The organism is Mycobacterium sp. MMS18-G62, assembly GCF_053877835.1.
The window spans coordinates 5,116,784-5,133,504 of record NZ_CM132662.1; the positions used below are offsets into that span (position 1 = coordinate 5,116,784).

16 protein-coding genes are annotated in these 16,721 nt (G+C 67.6%); 7 read left to right on the forward strand and 9 right to left on the reverse strand.

Annotated elements, in window-relative coordinates; translation table 11 throughout:
• Both ACWW36_RS25495 and cobN read right to left on the reverse strand, forming a co-directional pair.
• A complete protein-coding gene (locus ACWW36_RS25495; protein ID WP_456138723.1) occupies positions 1-381 on the reverse strand; it encodes a PPOX class F420-dependent oxidoreductase in 381 nt (126 codons plus the stop codon).
• A gap of 9 nt (positions 382-390) precedes the next feature.
• On the reverse strand, positions 391-3,948 hold the full coding sequence (gene cobN, locus ACWW36_RS25500; protein ID WP_456138724.1) for a cobaltochelatase subunit CobN: 3,558 nt from the start codon (positions 3,946-3,948) through the stop codon (positions 391-393).
• A gap of 350 nt (positions 3,949-4,298) precedes the next feature.
• Between cobN and ACWW36_RS25505 the strand changes: the two genes are divergently transcribed.
• Positions 4,299-5,201 (forward strand): TauD/TfdA dioxygenase family protein, encoded by a 903-nt coding sequence (locus ACWW36_RS25505; protein WP_456142621.1) that lies wholly within the window; start codon positions 4,299-4,301, stop codon positions 5,199-5,201.
• 1 nt (position 5,202) lies between these two features.
• Here ACWW36_RS25505 and ACWW36_RS25510 read toward each other — a convergent pair whose 3' ends face one another.
• Complete coding sequence (locus ACWW36_RS25510; RefSeq protein WP_456138725.1) at positions 5,203-5,526, reverse strand: hypothetical protein; 324 nt, start codon at positions 5,524-5,526, stop codon at positions 5,203-5,205.
• A 331-nt stretch (positions 5,527-5,857) separates the two neighbouring features.
• Here ACWW36_RS25510 and cobG point away from each other — a divergent pair, with 331 nt between their 5' ends.
• Complete coding sequence (gene cobG / locus ACWW36_RS25515) at positions 5,858-6,967, forward strand: precorrin-3B synthase (protein WP_456138726.1); 1,110 nt, start codon at positions 5,858-5,860, stop codon at positions 6,965-6,967.
• On the opposite strand, the gene ACWW36_RS25520 is transcribed toward cobG, so the two are convergent.
• A complete protein-coding gene (locus ACWW36_RS25520) occupies positions 6,946-7,521 on the reverse strand; it encodes a CGNR zinc finger domain-containing protein (RefSeq protein WP_456138727.1) in 576 nt (191 codons plus the stop codon). The two genes, cobG and ACWW36_RS25520, sit on opposite strands and share 22 nt — an antisense overlap.
• A 64-nt stretch (positions 7,522-7,585) precedes the next feature.
• Here ACWW36_RS25520 and ACWW36_RS25525 point away from each other — a divergent pair, with 64 nt between their 5' ends.
• The 4 genes from ACWW36_RS25525 (at position 7,586) to ACWW36_RS25540 (ending at position 11,761) form a co-directional block, all read left to right on the forward strand.
• On the forward strand, positions 7,586-8,464 hold the full coding sequence (locus ACWW36_RS25525) for a DMT family transporter (protein ID WP_456138728.1): 879 nt from the start codon (positions 7,586-7,588) through the stop codon (positions 8,462-8,464).
• 9 nt (positions 8,465-8,473) lie between these two features.
• Positions 8,474-9,100 (forward strand): precorrin-8X methylmutase, encoded by a 627-nt coding sequence (locus ACWW36_RS25530; RefSeq protein WP_456138729.1) that lies wholly within the window; start codon positions 8,474-8,476, stop codon positions 9,098-9,100.
• Positions 9,097-10,554, forward strand: coding sequence for a precorrin-2 C(20)-methyltransferase (locus ACWW36_RS25535; RefSeq protein ID WP_456138730.1), 1,458 nt, complete (start codon positions 9,097-9,099; stop codon positions 10,552-10,554). The genes ACWW36_RS25530 and ACWW36_RS25535 overlap by 4 nt, the downstream gene beginning before the upstream one ends.
• Positions 10,555-10,684: 130 nt before the next feature.
• Positions 10,685-11,761 (forward strand): phosphotransferase family protein, encoded by a 1,077-nt coding sequence (locus tag ACWW36_RS25540; RefSeq protein ID WP_456138731.1) that lies wholly within the window; start codon positions 10,685-10,687, stop codon positions 11,759-11,761.
• Here ACWW36_RS25540 and ACWW36_RS25545 read toward each other — a convergent pair.
• Genes ACWW36_RS25545 through ACWW36_RS25560 form a run of 4 tightly spaced genes read right to left on the reverse strand, consistent with a single transcriptional unit; the run spans position 11,739 to position 15,146 of the window.
• On the reverse strand, positions 11,739-12,470 hold the full coding sequence (locus tag ACWW36_RS25545; protein WP_456138732.1) for a cobalt-precorrin-6A reductase: 732 nt from the start codon (positions 12,468-12,470) through the stop codon (positions 11,739-11,741). The two genes, ACWW36_RS25540 and ACWW36_RS25545, sit on opposite strands and share 23 nt — an antisense overlap.
• A complete protein-coding gene (gene cobM, locus ACWW36_RS25550) occupies positions 12,470-13,225 on the reverse strand; it encodes a precorrin-4 C(11)-methyltransferase (RefSeq protein WP_456138733.1) in 756 nt (251 codons plus the stop codon). Before cobM ends, ACWW36_RS25545 begins: the two co-directional genes overlap by 1 nt.
• The gene (gene cbiE, locus ACWW36_RS25555; protein WP_456138734.1) at positions 13,222-14,400 is read right to left on the reverse strand and encodes a precorrin-6y C5,15-methyltransferase (decarboxylating) subunit CbiE; all 1,179 of its coding nucleotides are present in this window, start codon (positions 14,398-14,400) and stop codon (positions 13,222-13,224) included. Before cbiE ends, cobM begins: the two co-directional genes overlap by 4 nt.
• Positions 14,397-15,146: an SDR family NAD(P)-dependent oxidoreductase gene (locus ACWW36_RS25560; RefSeq protein ID WP_456138735.1), complete on the reverse strand. Its 750-nt coding sequence runs from the start codon at positions 15,144-15,146 to the stop codon at positions 14,397-14,399. Before ACWW36_RS25560 ends, cbiE begins: the two co-directional genes overlap by 4 nt.
• A gap of 35 nt (positions 15,147-15,181) precedes the next feature.
• Here ACWW36_RS25560 and ACWW36_RS25565 point away from each other — a divergent pair, with 35 nt between their 5' ends.
• Positions 15,182-15,595 (forward strand): F420-dependent biliverdin reductase, encoded by a 414-nt coding sequence (locus tag ACWW36_RS25565; RefSeq protein ID WP_456138736.1) that lies wholly within the window; start codon positions 15,182-15,184, stop codon positions 15,593-15,595.
• Here the strand turns inward: ACWW36_RS25565 and ACWW36_RS25570 are convergent.
• The gene (locus ACWW36_RS25570) at positions 15,592-16,719 is read right to left on the reverse strand and encodes a M24 family metallopeptidase (RefSeq protein ID WP_456138737.1); all 1,128 of its coding nucleotides are present in this window, start codon (positions 16,717-16,719) and stop codon (positions 15,592-15,594) included. The two genes, ACWW36_RS25565 and ACWW36_RS25570, sit on opposite strands and share 4 nt — an antisense overlap.
• Positions 16,720-16,721 lie beyond the last annotated feature (2 nt).

Below are 16,721 nucleotides of genomic sequence, written 5' to 3' on the forward strand. Positions count from 1 at the left end.
TCATGCCGCCTTCAGTTCGAGCCCGACGTTGTTCTTCATACCGCCGCGCAGCTTGGAAAACAGGTTAAACGTCTTGCCCACGAGCCCGTAGCGATTACCGATCGCGTCGTACACGGCGCCGTTCTGCGACTTGTCGAGGATCGTGGCGGTCGCCTCGATGGTCTCGCTCTTGGGATTGCCGCGCATATCGCAGGCCGCAAGGGTGACCCGCGGCGTGTTGCGGATGCGCTTGACCTTCCACGACTTCTCTTGGGTGATCACCAGCAGTCGTTCTCCGTCGGGCGCCGCCCAGATCGGCGTCGGCTTGGCGCGGCCGTCCTTGGTGAACGTGGTCAGCAGGATGTATTCGGATTTCGCGATGTCGGCAAAGGTGACGGGCACCCGCCCAACCTAGCCTTCGAGTTCGCCTTCCGTCTCGAGTAGCACTTGGCGCAGCCCATCGAGAGTGGCTTGCTCGGGCTGCGCCCACATGCCGCGGCCGGCGGCCTCCAGCAATCGCTCCGCCATGCCGTGCAGCGCCCAGGGGTTGGACTCCTCCATGAACTTACGATTCTCGTCGTCGAGCACGTACTCCGCCGACAGCCGCTCATACATCCAGTCGGCCATCACATGCGCCGTCGCGTCGTAGCCGAACAGGTAGTCGACGGTCGCGGCCATCTCGAACGCGCCCTTGTAGCCGTGCCTGCGCATCGCGTTGATCCAGCGCGGGTTGACGACACGCGCGCGGAACACCCGCGTGGTCTCCTCCGACAGCGTGCGCGTGCGCACGGCGTCGGGCCGGGTGTTGTCGCCGATGTAGGCCGCGGGCGCCTGTCCCGTCAGCGCACGCACGGTGGCGACCATGCCGCCGTGGTACTGGAAGTAGTCGTCGGAATCGGCGATGTCGTGTTCGCGAGTGTCGGTGTTCTTGGCGGCCACGGCGATCCGGCGGTACTGCCGATTCATATCGTCCGCTGCGGGCGCACCGTCCAGCCCGCGACCATAGGCGAAGCCGCCCCATGCGGTGTAGACCTGCGCGAGGTCGGCGTCGTCACGCCAGTTGCGGCTGTCGATCAGTTGCAACAGGCCCGCCCCATAGGTGCCCGGCTTTGATCCGAAAATGCGTGTGGTGGAACGCCGTTGGTCGCCGTGGTCGGCGACATCAGCCTGGGCGTGCGCACGTACGTAGTTGTCCTCCGCCGGCTCGTCGAGACCGGCGACGAGCTGAACCGCGTCGTCGAGCATCGTGACCACGTGCGGGAACGCGTCGCGGAAGAAGCCGGAGATGCGCACGGTGACGTCGATGCGTGGTCGTCCCAATTCGGTCAGCGAGATCGGCTCCAGGTCGATGACGCGCCGGGATGCGTCGTCCCAGACGGGCCGAACACCCAGCAGCGCAAGCACTTCGGCGATATCGTCGCCTGAAGTGCGCATCGCGGAGGTGCCCCACACCGACAGCCCGACCGAGCTCGGCCATCGGCCGTAGTCGTCGCGATAGCGGTCCAGCAGCGAATCCGCCATCGCGACACCGGTTTCCCACGCCAGCCGTGACGGCACCGCCTTCGGGTCGACGGAGTAGAAGTTGCGTCCCGTCGGCAGCACGTTGACCAGGCCGCGTAGCGGCGACCCCGACGGTCCCGCCTCGATGAACCGCCCGTCCAGGGCCCGCAGTATCTGGTCGATCTCTCGCGACGTGCCGACCAGTCGCGGAACCACCTCCGTGGCGGCGAATTTCAATATGCGGGCCACGCCGGCATCGTCGGTGAGCGTGTCGACGGTGTCGGGATCCCAGCCGGACTTCTGTAGCGCAGCGACCAGTTCACGTGCCCGCGATTCTGCCGCGTCGACGTCGGCACGATCGTCGCTGCCGTCCTCCGCCAGGCCGAGCGCCTGCCGCAGGCCGGGAACCGTCTGCTCACCGCCGAACAGCTGGCGTGCCCGCAAGATGGCCAGCACCAGATCGACTTCGCCTTCACCCGTTGGCTTTTCACCCAAGATGTGCAGGCCGTCGCGGATCTGGACGTCTTTGATTTCGCACAGCCAGCCGTCGACGTGCAACAGCATGTCGTCGAACGAGTCGTCCTCGGGCCGCTCGTCGAGGCCGAGGTCGTGGTCCATCTTCGCCGCACGCATCAGCGTCCAGATCTGCTGCCGGATGGCCGGCAGCTTGCCGGGGTCGAGCGCGGCGACGTTGGCGTGTTCGTCGAGCAGTTGCTCCAAACGGGCGATATCGCCGTATGTTTCGGCCCTCGCCATCGGCGGGATCAGGTGGTCGACGAGCGTCGCGTGGGCACGGCGTTTGGCTTGTGTGCCCTCCCCCGGGTCGTTGACGAGGAACGGGTAGATCAGCGGCAGGTTGCCCAGCGCCGCGTCGGCCCCGCACGCCGCCGACATCCCAAGCGTCTTGCCCGGCAACCACTCCAGGTTTCCGTGCTTGCCGAGATGCACGACGGCATCCGCGCCGAACCCGACGTCGATCCAGCGGTAGGCGGCCAGATAATGGTGGCTCGGCGGCAGATCGGGGTCGTGGTAGATGGCCACCGGGTTCTCGCCGAAACCGCGCGGCGGCTGAACCATCAGCACGAGGTTGTCGGCCTGCATCGCCGCGATGACGATATCGCCGTTGTCGACGAACAGTCCGCCGGGCGGCGGACCCCAATGCTTGACGACCGCGTCGGTGAACTCGGAAGGCAACGTGGCGAACCAATCCTGGTAATCCTTGGCGGACATGCGAATTGGATTGCCGACCAATTGAGCATCGGTGAGCCAGTCGGGGTCCTGACCACCTCGCGCGATGAGCTCGTGGATGAGCGCATCACCGTCCTCCGCATCCACACCGGGTATCTCGCCGACCGCGTACCCGGCAGAGCGCATCGCCCGCAGCAACGCGACCGCACTCGCCGGCGTATCCAGCCCAACGGCGTTTCCGATGCGGGCGTGCTTGGTCGGATATGCGGAGAACACGAGCGCCACCCGCTTGTCCTCGGGCGCGATCGCGCGCAGCTTCGCGTGACGCACCGCCAGACCTGCGACGCGCGCGCATCGCTCAGGGTCGGCGACGTAGGAAATCAGTCCTTCGTCGTCAATCTCCTTGAACGAGAACGGAACCGTGATGATGCGGCCGTCGAATTCCGGCACAGCCACCTGTGTCGCCACGTCGAGCGGCGACAGGCCGTCGTCGTTGTTTGCCCACTGCGAGCGCGAGCTTGTCAGGCAGAGGCCTTGAAGAATCGGGACATCGAGCGCGGCCAGATGCGCGACGTTCCAGCTGTCATCGTTGCCGCCCGCGCCGACGCTTGCCGGGGTGGCGCCACCGGCGGCCAGCACGGTGGTGATCATCGCGTCGGCCGATCCGAGCAGGTCGAGCAGCCCGGCGTCGGCGGTGCGCAGCGACGCGCAGAACACCGGCAGCGGACGCCCACCGGCATCCTCGATTGCCCGGCACAGGGCCTCGATGTACGCGGTGTTGCCTGCCAGATGTTGCGCGCGGTAGTAGAGGACGGCGATGGTCGGCCCGTCAGCATGTGTTGACGGCCGCTCGAGCACCCCCCAGTTCGGCGCCGTCACCGGCGGCCCGAATCCGTAGCCGGTCATCAGCAGGGTGTCGGACAGGAACGCGTGCAGCTGCCGAAGGTTTTCCGTGCCGCCGTGCGCGAGGTAGACGTGTGACTGCAGCGCCACTCCCGCAGGTGTCGTGGACTGGCCCATCAGCTCGGCGTCCGGTGACTGCTCGCCGCTGACGACGACGGTGGGAACGCCACTTGCGACTACCGCGTCGATGCCGTCCTGCCAGGCTCGATAGCCGCCCAGGATGCGGACGACGGCGATATCGGCACCGTCGAGGAGTTCATCCAGCTCGCCATCGACGAGCCTCGACGGGTTTGCCCACCGGTAGGCCGCCCCGCTGGCACGCGCCGTGATCAGGTCGGTGTCGGACGTCGACAGCAGCAGGACGGTCGGATCTAGCACCCACCATTCGTACCGCACCGCACGTCGTGGCGGTGCGGTCGGTGGTCAGCGGTCGTACTTGCCCCAACGGCCGTGCCACGTCTGCGGGTAGGGCATGCGGAGCGCCGCGACGAGAACCAGCAGGAGCATGCCGAAAAGAATGAGTGCGAACATCGTCGTTCCTTTCCCTGACCACTCGTTGTTGTACACGAGTGCAGTTAGCAAGAAAGTACGACGAAACGCCTCGAAAAAGGCCGACTTGTGTGGGACGGATCACTAGAACCCATAGTGTGGCGGCGGTCACAATCGCCCTTTCGATCGCGGTCATTCAAACGGTGTTGCGTGGCACCTCGATCGCCGACGATGCGTGGGTGAGTCATTCGATCGACGTGGTGAAACTCGGCGCCAACATCGGCGCCCGAATTGACGGCGTACAGCTGGCGGCCGATCTCGACGCCGAAACCGTTGCGGCCATCAACGCAGCCCTGCTCGAGCACAAGGTGATCTTCTTCCGCGGCCAGCATGACCTCGACGACGACGGACAACTCGCGTTCGCCAGCAGGCTGGGCACCCCGACCACGGCGCACCCGACGCTGTCGCGGGGCAAGTCAGTGCTGCCGATCGACTCCCGATACGACAAGGCCAACAGCTGGCACACCGACGTCACCTTCGTCGACAGAATCCCGAAAACTTCTCTACTGCGGGCAGTTTCGCTGCCCAGCTACGGCGGCACCACGACGTGGGCATCGACGGAGACGGCCTACGAGCAGTTGCCCGCACCGCTTCGCGCACTGACCGAAAACCTCTGGGCGGTGCACACCAATCAATACGACTACGCCGCCGACCACGACGGCCGGCACGAGGAACTGGCGGGCACGGTGCGCGAATACCGCCAAGATTTCGTGTCGGATTATTACGAGACTGAACATCCCGTTGTTCGGGTACACCCCGAAACCGGTAAGCGTGTGCTGTTGCTCGGCCATTTCATCAAGCAGTTCGTCGGCCTCGGGCCCACCGAATCGGCCACGCTGTTCGGGCTGCTGCAGGCTCGAGTCACCAAGCTGGAGAACACTATTCGTTGGAGTTGGGAACCGGGTGATGTGGCCATCTGGGACAACCGTGCCACTCAGCACTATGCCGTCGCGGACTACGACGACCAGTACCGGCGGCTCAACCGCGTCACGCTGGCCGGAGACATCCCGGTCGACATCTACGGCCAGCGCAGCCGCGTGGTTGTTGGCGATGCGTCGCAATACTCGGCATTGGCGAGTTGAGCTACAGCCGGTGCATCTCTCGCGCCATCCGCGCATCCTCGAGAAAGTCGTGGCGCGGCGGGTAGTGACGCGGCTTCACCCTGCCCTCGTCGTCGGACGCCACAGACCCCGACGCCACGATCGAGCCGACGAGTCGTGAGAACCATCCACGAGTCTTCGTCGGCTGCAACGGCACTGCCGCGGCGGTGGCGAACAGAACCTGCTGTTCGGTGATCACGACAGGTTCGTGAGTCACCCCAGCCGGTGCGACGGTAGCCGGCGCGGTGGCGTCCGGTTCCTCGACAACTTCAGGCGGAGCGCCGAATGGCGCTAACAGTTCAGACATTTCAGTTTCTCCCCTCGTTTGTTGGTCGGGCGGCTGGCCCGGCCGGTGTGGATGAGAGAAACTTTCCGCCGATCATTAGCGATACTCACGAGTGGTCAACTACCTGAATCCGCTGGCGAATCCCGCACTTTTTGACGCGCGCGCTCAATTTCCGCCCGATTCCCTTGACTTGCAAAGGAGCGCCCCGTCGCTGAGCTGGGCAAGCACCGCGACCAAGTAGTGCTGGTGATGTGCGGGTCGGTCACTGGAAATTGCACAGGAGAAGCGAATCCAGCAACGACGCAGTCGCACCCGTTCGCCTCGCCCGAACATCGCGCCGTACGGTGTTCGGGTGGCCAGGATGCGCGATCAGGACGCCTGTCCCGGCGCGCTGCAGCTGCACCAGGCGGCCGACGGAGCGCTGGCTCGCGTGCGCTTGCCGGGAGGCATGATCTCGCCCAGCCAGCTGCAGGCACTCGCGCATGCCGCCGGCCAATTCGGCTCGCCCGCCATGGAGATCACGTCACGCGGCAGCATTCAAATCCGGGCGATCACCGATACGGCAGCCGTCGCCGAGGCGGTCGCCGCGGCCGGGCTGCTGCCCTCGCCCACGCACGAACGAGTCCGCAACCTCATCGCGTCACCGCTGTCCGGCCGTCTCGGCGGATCGACCGATATCCGTGGGCTGGTCACCGATCTGGACGAAGCGATACAGGCCGAGCCACTGCTCGCCGACCTGCCGGGGCGGTTCCTGTTCGGGATCGACGACGGCCACGCCGACGTATCAGGGCTCGGCGCCGACGCCGGCGTGCACTTCATCGACCCGACAACCGCTGCGCTGCTACTGGCCGGCCGCGACACCGGCGTCCGGCTTCGGTTACCCGACGTGGTGCCGACACTGATTGGGGTCGCAGCACGCTTCACGCAGATTCGCGGAAAGGATTGGCGGGTAGCCGAACTCGACGACATGACGTCGCTGCTGACGACCCCCACCGCAGAGCCTGGTCCGAGGTGGCCACCGGTCACCCGGCCGCCGGTGGGCTGGCTGCGGCAGGACGACGGCCGGATCGCCCTTGGCGCCGCCGTACCGCTCGGCGTGCTGCAAGCCAGGGTGGCGGAGTATCTCGCGGCCATCGACGCCCCGATGGTCATCACCCCATGGCGCTCGGTGCTGGTCTTCGACCTCGACGAAGCCGTCGCCGATGTGGCACTGCGCGTGTTGGCACCGATGGGGCTGGTGTTCGACGAGAACTCGGCGTGGCTGTCGATCAGCGCCTGCACCGGAAGCCCGGGCTGCGAGCACTCGGTGACCGACGTCCGCGCCGACGCGGCGGCCGCTGTCGACGAGCCGACCGCAGCTCATCGGCACTTCGTCGGCTGCGAACGCGCGTGTGGAAGCCCGCCGGCCGGCGAGGTTCTGATCGCGACCCCGAACGGCTATCAGCGGCGGCTGCGTTCGTAGTGTCTGCGGGCGCGGTCCCTGTTGCCACAGTCGGCTGCGCTGCACCATCGGCGATTCTGCCGGTGGCTGGTGTCGAGGAACAGCCAACCGCACGCGTCGTCGTCACATCGTTTGATGCGCGCCAGCGGAGCCTCAGTCATCAGAGCGACGGCCTGTATCGCGATCCGGTCGAGGGGTGTTCGCACCGTCAACCCTGGCTCTGTCCACGTCACGACATCGCCCTCCAATCCAAGCTGCCTGCGCCGCATCGCGGCGATGTATGTCTGGCCGATCACCGGGTCGACGTGTGTGCCCACGGTCCACAGCGCATGCAGCGCTTCGCGTAATCGCTTGGCGTGCGTGAGGACGCGATGCGCCGTCGCGTCATCGACAGGCACGTCCCGCGCCTCCGTCGTCGTCAGCAAGCCGGCATGTCGGCACCACGCCGTCAGGTCGGCGTAGTCGTCGAGATGGTCGATGCGACGCGACGAATCTCCGCGCCATGCAACGGTATTGACGAAGTCGATCGCCGGGTGGCCGCCGCGCAGCGCGAGTTGACCCGCCGCTGAAGTCATACAACTCAGACTAACAGGTAAATTCGTGTTTAGCTGTTAGGTAAACCGGGCACTCGACCTTCACATGAAGGCAATCGTCCGCAATGACGTCCGTTGGCATCTCGGCGTGGCGGTCGGCGCATTGTGTGTATCCGCATCGGCTGTTCTGCTCGGGCTCGCTGCCACCACGCCCGCGACGGCCACCGTCGCCCGATGCCTGTTCGCCCTACCCGTGGTCGTGACGCTCGCGTTGCGCGAGAAGCGACGCTGTAGCGCGCTTGACCGCCGCGGATGCCTTGCCGCGACCGGATGCGGCGTGCTGTTCGCAGGCGACATGCTCTGGTGGACCCAGTCCATTCCCGAGGTCGGAGCCGGCCTGTCGACGGTGCTGGTCAACACGCAGGTGGCCGTCGTGCCCCTGCTGGCTTGGCTGGTCGACCGCGAACGCGTCGGACCGCGCTTCGTGTGGTCGCTTCCGGTCATCCTGGCGGGTGCGCTGCTGGCAGGCGGGATATTCGAGCGCGGCATCGGTGGCACCAACCCGGCCTGGGGCACAGTGCACGCTGTCGCCGCCGCACTCTGCTATTCGGGGTTTCTGTTCTTGCTGCGCCGCGGCGGCCAGGGCGGGCAGCCGCTGCAGACCTACGCCGTGGTGCTGGCATCGGCAGCGGCCGTGTCGGTCGTCGTCGGCCTGTGGTGGCATGGCATCGACGTCACACCAGGCTGGCCGACGATCGGGTGGCTGGTCCTGGTCGCGATCAGCGGGCAACTTCTCGGCTGGCTGCTCGTCGCGTTCAGTTCGCCGCGGCTGCCAAGCGATGTCAGCTCGACCCTGCTGCTACTCACTGGAATCGGCGCGATCGCGCTGGGCGCGCTGGTGTTGGCCGAGCGCCCGTCGGCGCTGCAGCTCGCGGGTTGCGCGCTCGTGCTGGTCGCGAGCTACACGGGAACCACCCGCCGTTAGGGTGAGCGGGTGCTCGACTACATCCGCGACGCGGCCGAGATCTACCGGCAGTCGTTCGCGACGATCCGCGCAGAGGCGGACTTGTCGCGGTTTCCCGACGACGTCGCGCGCGTGGTGGTCCGCCTGATCCATACGTGCGGTCAGGTCGACGTGGCCGAGCACGTCGCCTTCAGCGACGACGTGGTCGCCAAGACCCACGCGGCGCTGGTTGCGGGCGCGCCGATCCTGTGCGATTCCTCGATGGTGGCCGCGGGGATCACCAAGTCGCGGCTCCCCGCCGGCAACGAGGTCGTATCGCTGGTCGCCGACCCACGAGCGGCCGATGTGGCTGCCCGCCTCGGCAGCACCAGATCGGCGGCCGCGGTGGACCTGTGGGCCGACCGGCTCGGTGGCGCGGTGCTGGCCATCGGCAATGCGCCGACCGCGTTGTTCCGGCTGCTCGAGCTGATCGACGACGGCGCCCCCACGCCGGCCGCGGTTCTCGGCGGACCGGTCGGTTTCGTCGGCTCGGCGCAGTCCAAGCAGGAGCTCATCGACCGCCCACGCGGCATGTCCTATCTGGTGGTGCAGGGTCGGCGCGGTGGCAGCGCGATGGCGGCCGCGGCCGTCAATGCGATCGCAAGTGAGCGCGAATGAGCAGGGGCACGTTGTGGGGTGTCGGCCTCGGACCGGGTGACCCCGAACTCGTCACCGTGAAGGCTGCGCGCCTGATCGCCGAGGCGGACGTCGTGGCCTACCACAGCGCCCGCCATGGCCGCAGCATCGCGCGCGGCATCGCCGAGCCGTATCTGCGGCCGGGCCAGATCGAGGAGCACCTCGTCTACCCGGTGACCACCGAGACCACCGACCATCCCGGCGGCTACGCCGGCGCGATCGAGGACTTCTATCGCGAATCCGCCGACCGCATCGCCGCGCACCTCGACGCGGGACGCAACGTCGCCCTTCTCGCCGAGGGCGATCCGCTGTTCTACAGCTCGTACATGCACATGCACACGCGGCTCACCCAACGGTTCGACGCCGTCATCGTCCCCGGCGTCACGTCGGTCAGCGCCGCGTCGGCGGCGACCGCGACGCCGCTGGTCGAGGGTGACGAGGTCCTGACGATCCTTCCCGGCACGCTGCCCGTCGACGAGCTGAAGCGGCGCCTTGCCGACACCGACGCCGCCGTGGTGCTCAAGTTGGGACGTTCGTATCCCGCTGTGCGGGAAGCGCTTTCGTCGACCGGACGGCTCGATGAGACGTTCTACGTGGAACGGGCGAGCACATCGCTCGAGCGGGTGCTTCCTGCCGGCGAGGTCGACGCCGACAGCGTGCCGTACTTCTCATTGGCGATGCTGCCTGGCACGTCGCGGCGGCAGGAGCCGACCGGCAGCGTCGCTGTCGTGGGACTCGGCCCCGGCGACAGCGACTGGATGACCCCGCAGAGCCGACGCGAGCTGGCGGGCGCCAGCGACCTGATCGGCTACGGCCCGTATCTGGACCGCGTCGGCAGCCGCGACGGCCAGCGCCGCCATCCCAGCGACAACACCGACGAACCGGCGCGCGCCCGGTTGGCCTGCACACTGGCGCAGCAGGGCCGTGCCGTAGCGGTGGTGTCGTCGGGTGATCCCGGTGTGTTCGCGATGGCGACCGCGGTGCTGGAAGAGGCCAAGCAGTGGCCCGGCGTTCAGGTGCGGGTGATCCCGGCGATGACCGCCGCTCAGGCCGTCGCCAGCCGGGTGGGCGCGCCGCTCGGACACGACTACGCCGTCATCTCGCTGTCCGACAGACTCAAGCCCTGGGAGATCATCGCCGAGCGGCTGACCGCCGCAGCGCGCGCCGACCTGGTGCTCGCGATCTACAACCCCGCGTCCAAGAGCCGCACATGGCAGGTCGCCGCCATGCGGGACCTGCTCCTCGAGTACCGGGATGCCAGCACGCCCGTGGTGATCGGCCGCGACGTCTCCGGCCCACGTGAAGACGTCAAGGTCGTCCGGCTTGCCGACCTTGATCCAGCCGACGTCGACATGCGCTGCCTGCTGATCGTCGGCTCGTCGCAGACGCAGTGGTACGACGACCGCGTGTTCACCCCGCGCCACTACCCGACGTGATAACTCGTCGAAACTGCGGGCAGATCGCGTTTTGACCCGAGATTGCGATCTGTCAGCAGTTTCGAGACGACAGGCGACGCGCGACGTGACATTCTTGACTGCTTTTGTCACGGCGGATTAGGGTCCGCGGATGGCCAACGCCGCGCCGATACCGCGTCATCCCGCCGACGTGACCGCCGGGTGGTTGTCCGCGGTTCTCGCCGCCGACGTTGAACACGTCGACGTCACCCCGATCGGCACCGGGCAGACCGGCGCGACGTACCGGGTGGCGGCGACCTACCGCACCGATCGGGGTCTCCCGCAATCTTTTGCGATCAAACTGCCCGCCCAGGACGACACCGTTCGCGAGCGGGTTGCACTCGGCTACCTATCGGAGGTCGAGTTCTACACCGACGTCGCCGCCAGGGTGAGCATCCCGGTACCGGGCTGCTTCTACAGCGATATCGCCACCGACGGTACGGATTTCGTCTTGGTGCTCGCCGACATGGCACCGGCCGTGCAGGGTGATCAGATCGCCGGCTGCACACCTGCGGAAGCCGAGTTGGCCGCGGAGGCGCTGGCCGGGCTGCACGGCCCGAGCTGGTGTGACCCGGTGTGGCTGGAATTGTCCGCAATCTCGATGCCCAAACCGGGTGACGAGGCGGCCGCGAAAGGCCTCGGCGACGTGTCGGTGATGGCCGCCGACATCACGATCGACAAGCTCGGCGATCGTATGACTGTCGAGGACCGGGAAACACTGCGCGCCGCAATGGGATTGGTGACACCGTGGCTGCTGGCGGAGCCCAAACGGTTCGCGCTGATGCACGGCGACTACCGGCTGGACAACATGCTTTTCGACCCGGACCGCACCCGCGTCACGGTCGTCGACTGGCAGACGATGGGCGTCGGCCTGCCGGGACGTGATCTTGCGTACTTCACCGCGACCAGCCTGACGCCCGAAGTGCGGTCAGAGATCGAGGCCGACCTCGTCGGCCGCTACCACGACGCCCTGTTGAGTTACGGCGTAACGGATTACGACGCCGACGCCTGCTGGCGGGACTATCGTCTCGGTGTGGTGCAGGCGCCGCTGATCACCGGCCTCGGCTTTGCCTTCGCCGCGTCGACCGAACGCGGTGACGAGATGATCCTGGCGATGCTGCACCGGGGGTGCCGGGCGATCCGAGAACTCGAAACACTCGACCTGATCAAGAGTTACCAGTCGATCTGACCCACGCTTGCGCGGCGTCGACACTGTCCACCGTCTCCACTCCGGGCGGCAGTAAAGGCCGGGCCACCATCACGACGGCAACGCCAAGTGCGGCGGCCGCATCGAGTTTCGGCCGCGTCATCGCTCCCCCGCTGTTCTTGGTCACCAGCGCGTCGATGCGGTGCTCCCGCAGGAGTTCCAACTCGTCGTCGTAGTGGTACGGCCCTCGCGACAACACGACGTCGTGATGCCGCGGGAGGGTGTCGGCGTCCGGTGGGGTGACCGCACGGATCAGAAACCAGGCATCGACATCCCTGAATGCCCCGACGCCGGTGCGTCCGGTGGTTAGGAAGACGCGCGAGTACCCTTCGTCGGCAACTGTTTTCGCGGCCTCGATATCCGAGGCGACGACGATCGCGTCGCCTGGCGGCCACGCTGGGCGCGCCAGCACCAGATGCGGTAGGCCCAGCTCGTCGCAGACCATCGCGGCGTGCGCGGTGATGGTCGCGGCGTAGGGATGCGTGGCGTCGACGACGGCGTCGACCCCGCAATCGACCAGCCATCGGCGCATTCCGTCGACGCCGCCGAAACCGCCGATGCGCACCTCACCGACCGGTAGCGCCGGGTCGGGTACGCGACCCGCCAGCGAGCTGATCACGTCGACGCCAGGATGCAGTCGCCCGGCGAGCGCGCGCGCCTCCGACGTGCCTCCGAGCAGCAGGACACGCATCAGTGCCTGCCCCGCCGCACGCGTCCCGACGAATACAGGTAGCTGTCGGAAAACCCTTCGGCGGCAAGGACATCGCCGACGACGATGACGGCGGTGCGGGTCACGCCCGCCTCCTTCGTCTGGTCGGCGAGCCCGGCCAGAGTGCACCGCAGGACGGTCTCCTGCGGCCAGCTCGCGAAAGCCACCACCGCGCATGGAGTGTCCGGCCGGTAGCCGCCCTCCAGCAGCTGCGGCACGATCGCGTCGATCTGGGCGGCGGCCAAGTGCAACACCAGCGTGGACCCCGACGCGGACAACGTCTTCAGATCCTCCCCCGGCGGCATCGCGGTCGACAACGTCGCCACCCGCGTCAGCGTGACCGTCTGCGCCACGCCTGGCACCGTCAGTTCGCGGCCCAACACTGCGGCGGCGGCGGCGAATGCCGGTACGCCAGGCACGATTTCGTAATCGATACCGAGGTCGTCGAGACGACGGCTTTGTTCGGCCAGCGCGCTGTACAGCGACGGGTCGCCGGAATGCAGGCGCGCGACGTCCAGGCCTGCCGCATGGGCGTCGGCCAATTCGGTGATGATCTGGTCCAGCGTCAACGGGCCGGTGTCGACGACGCGGGCGTCGGGCGGACACACGGCGAGCAGATCCTCCGGCATGATCGAGCCGGCGTACAGGCAGACCGGGCAGCGGCTCAACAGCCGCTGCCCGCGCACCGTGATCAGATCCGCTGCGCCGGGTCCGGCGCCGATGAAGTAGACCGTCACGGCTTGGTCACCGCCCACTGGGTGACGGGCATCGCGGGCCGCCACCCCGTGAACTCGCCGAGCGGTTCTCCGCGATAGTGCTGGAAGCGTTGCAGTTCCCCGCCAACCCGCGAATACCATTGGACCAGAACGGCTTCGGATTCTGCGGTGACGGCGTTGGCGACGAGCCGGCCGCCTGCCGGCAGCCGGTCCCAGCATGCCTGCAGCAATCCGGGCTGGGTCACGCCGCCGCCGATGAAAATCGCCGACGGCGGTGGCACAAAGTCGAACGCTTCCGGCGCGTCGAAGTGCACTTCGATCTTGGCGCCGAAAGCCACCGCGTTGTCGGTGATCCGTTGCCGACGTGGCTCGTCGCGTTCGAACGCGACGGCGCGGCAACCCGTTGCGCTGCGGCACCATTCGATCGAGATGCTGCCCGATCCCGCGCCGACGTCCCACAGCAGCTGACCGGGCCTCGGCGCCAGCGCCGCCAGCGTGACCGCCCGCATCGACTGTTTGGTGATCTGCCCGTCATGGGCGAGCACGTCGTCCGGCAGCGCACCGCCCTGCCGTTCGTCGGGCAGGTAACGCACGGCGACCACGTTCAGGTCGTCAACGTCGCCGGGCGGGTGGGCCGCCCAGTCGCGGGCGGTGGCGTCGCGGCGGCGCTCGGCCTGCCCGCCGAGCTGTTCGAGCACAGCCAATTCGGAGTCGCCGCGGCCGGTATCGGTGAGCAGCTTGGCCAGTGCGGCGGGTCCGGCGCCGTCGCGGCACAACACCACCGCCTGGCCGCCCCTTCGCACCGCCGTATGCGGTTCGGCGGTCACCAGGCTGATCACCTCGGTGTCCTGCACCGCCCAGCCCAGGCGCGCGCACGCCAGCGTCACCGACGACACATGTGGCAGCACTGTCACCCGATCCGAACCGAACAGCCTGGTCAAGATGTAGCCGACGCCGTGCAGCATCGGATCACCGCTGGCCACCACGTGCACGTCTCCGACGACATCGTCGAACAGCGTCCGCAACGCAGTAAGCATCGGCGATGGCCATTGGTGCCGCTCTGCGGTGACGGTGTCGTCCAGCAGGTCCAGCTGACGCCGCGAGCCGTAAACAACTGTGGCTCTTTGCAATTCATCGCGTGACGTCGGTGACAGGCCGGACATTCCGTCGGCCCCGATGCCGACCACCACGATCATCTCGGCATCCTTCGCCAAATGGACTGCGGCAGCAACCGCATCCCCATGAACAACGGCCTCAGGACCGGTGGCACCCACACCGTGCGGCGGCCCTTGGCCAGTGCACGTGCGGTGGCGGTCGCGACCTGGGCCGGCGTGCTCGAAAACGGCGCCGGCTCCATGCCCTCTGTCATGCGGCCGATCACGAACCCCGGCCGCACCATCAGCAGCCGTACGCCCGACCCGTGCAACGCGTCGGCCAGCCCGCTGGCGAAGCCGTCGAGGCCCGCCTTTGCCGAGCCGTATACATAGTTGGCGCGTCGCACCCGCACGCCTGCCACCGATGAGAACACGACGATCGCACCCGAACCGGCGGAGCGCATGGTGTTGGCCAGCACGGTCAGCAAGCCGGCCTGCGCGACGAAGTCGGTGTGCAGGATCGCCGCGGCGTGGGCCGCGTCCTTCTCCGCGCGGGCCTGATCGCCGAGGATGCCGAAGGCCAGCACCGCAGTGCCGATCGGCCCGTGCTCGGACACGATGGCGTCGACCAGAGGGTCGTGTGAGGCGAGGTCGTCGGCGTCGAATTCGACGGCATGCACCGCCGACGCGCCGGCTTCCTTGACCACGGCAACCTGCTCGTCGAGGTCTTCGGCACGGCGGCCCGCCAGCACAACGGTCGCGCCGCGTGCCAACCTGGTGGCCAGCTCGACCCCGATCTCGCTGCGGCCGCCGAAAATCACGATCAGCCCGCCGCTCGTGTCCTTCACGGCTGTGATTATTGCCTGCGCTACCGTGGGGCCTGATGGCGAAGGCAACCACCCGGCTCACCAACGACGCGTTGGCGTTTCTCACCGAACGGCATTTGGCCATGTTGACGACGCTTCGCTCGGACAATTCGCCGCATGTGGTGGCCGTGGGTTTCACCTTCGACCCCAAGACACACATCGCCCGCGTGATCACCACGGGCGGTTCGCAGAAGGCCGTCAACGCCGACGAACGCGGCGTCGCGGTGCTCAGCCAGGTCGACGGTGCGCGTTGGCTGTCGCTGGAGGGCAAGGCCAGCGTCAACACCGACGCCGATGCGGTCCGCGACGCCGAACTGCGCTACGCCCAGCGCTACCGCACACCCCGGGTCAACCCCAAGCGCGTGGTGATCGAGGTCCGCGTCGAGCGGGTGCTGGGTTCGTCTGACCTGCTGGACCGCGCGGAGAACTAGGCGGTCGGGACGACGACCAGGTCGTGCGGGCGGTTGTTGACCGACAGCGCACCCTCTGAGGTCACGATGACGATGTCTTCGATGCGCGCACCCCACTGGCCGGGAAAGTAGATGCCCGGCTCGACGGAAAATGCCATGCCGGGCTCGAGTGCAAGGTCGTTGCCCGCCACGATGTAGGGCTCCTCGTGGACGGACAGGCCGATGCCGTGCCCGGTGCGGTGCACGAACGCCTCGGCGAGTCCCTCCGCCGCCAGCACCTCGCGCGCGGCGGCGTCGACCTGCTCGGCCGTCACGCCAGGCCGGACCGCCTCGACGGCGGCCCGCTGGGCCCGCTGCAGCACCGCGTAGCGCCTGGCCACCTCGGGATCGGGTTCACCGATGCTGTAGGTGCGGGTCGAGTCGGAGTTGTACCCGGGTTCGTACGGACCGCCGATGTCGACGACGACGATGTCACCGACCCGCAGTTCGCGGTCCGAACATTCGTGGTGAGGGTCGGCGCCGTGCGGGCCTGACCCGACGATGATGAACGCCACCTCCGAATGCCCTTCGCCGACAATGGCTTCCGCGATATCGGCGGCCACGTCGGCCTCGGTTCGGCCGGGCACCAGGAATTCGGGCACGCGCGCGTGGACGCGGTCGATCGCCGCACCGGCCTTGCGCAGCGCGTCGATCTCCGCGACATCCTTGATCATCCGCATCCGCCGCAGCACATCGGTGGCCAGCACCGGCACCGCACCCAGCACGTCGGCAAGGGGCAGCAGATGCAGCGCGGGCATGGAATCGGTGACTGCGGTGGCGACGGGCGCGCCGCCGAGCGCGTCCGCCACCAGGCGGTACGGGTCCTCGCCGTCGACCCAGTCACGCACCGCCAGTCCGAGCTCGGTGACCGCGGATTCCTTGAGCGAGGCCAATTCCAGCCGCGGTACCACGACCGTCGCGTCCCCGCTGGCCGAAAGCACCAGCGCGGTCAGCCTTTCGAAGGTCTGCGCACGGGAGCCGACGAGATAGCACAGGTCATATCCCGGGGTGATCACCAGACCGGCGAGGTCGGCGTCGGCTGCGGCGCGTGCAGCCGATTCCAGGCGCTGCGCGTACACATCGGTGCCGAATCGGCTCGCACTCATGG

Coding starts and splice junctions, on each gene's coding strand:
- ACWW36_RS25545 (WP_456138732.1), bottom strand. CDS start 12,470: ATGCGTGTCCTGCTGCTCGGAGGCACGTCGGAGGCGCGCGCGCTCGCC.
- ACWW36_RS25520 (WP_456138727.1), bottom strand. CDS start 7,521: ATGACTTCAGCGGCGGGTCAACTCGCGCTGCGCGGCGGCCACCCGGCG.
- ACWW36_RS25510 (WP_456138725.1), bottom strand. CDS start 5,526: ATGTCTGAACTGTTAGCGCCATTCGGCGCTCCGCCTGAAGTTGTCGAG.
- cbiE (WP_456138734.1), bottom strand. CDS start 14,400: ATGATCGTGGTGGTCGGCATCGGGGCCGACGGAATGTCCGGCCTGTCA.
- ACWW36_RS25570 (WP_456138737.1), bottom strand. CDS start 16,719: ATGAGTGCGAGCCGATTCGGCACCGATGTGTACGCGCAGCGCCTGGAA.
- ACWW36_RS25540 (WP_456138731.1), top strand. CDS start 10,685: ATGGCCAACGCCGCGCCGATACCGCGTCATCCCGCCGACGTGACCGCC.
- ACWW36_RS25535 (WP_456138730.1), top strand. CDS start 9,097: ATGAGCAGGGGCACGTTGTGGGGTGTCGGCCTCGGACCGGGTGACCCC.
- ACWW36_RS25525 (WP_456138728.1), top strand. CDS start 7,586: ATGAAGGCAATCGTCCGCAATGACGTCCGTTGGCATCTCGGCGTGGCG.
- ACWW36_RS25565 (WP_456138736.1), top strand. CDS start 15,182: ATGGCGAAGGCAACCACCCGGCTCACCAACGACGCGTTGGCGTTTCTC.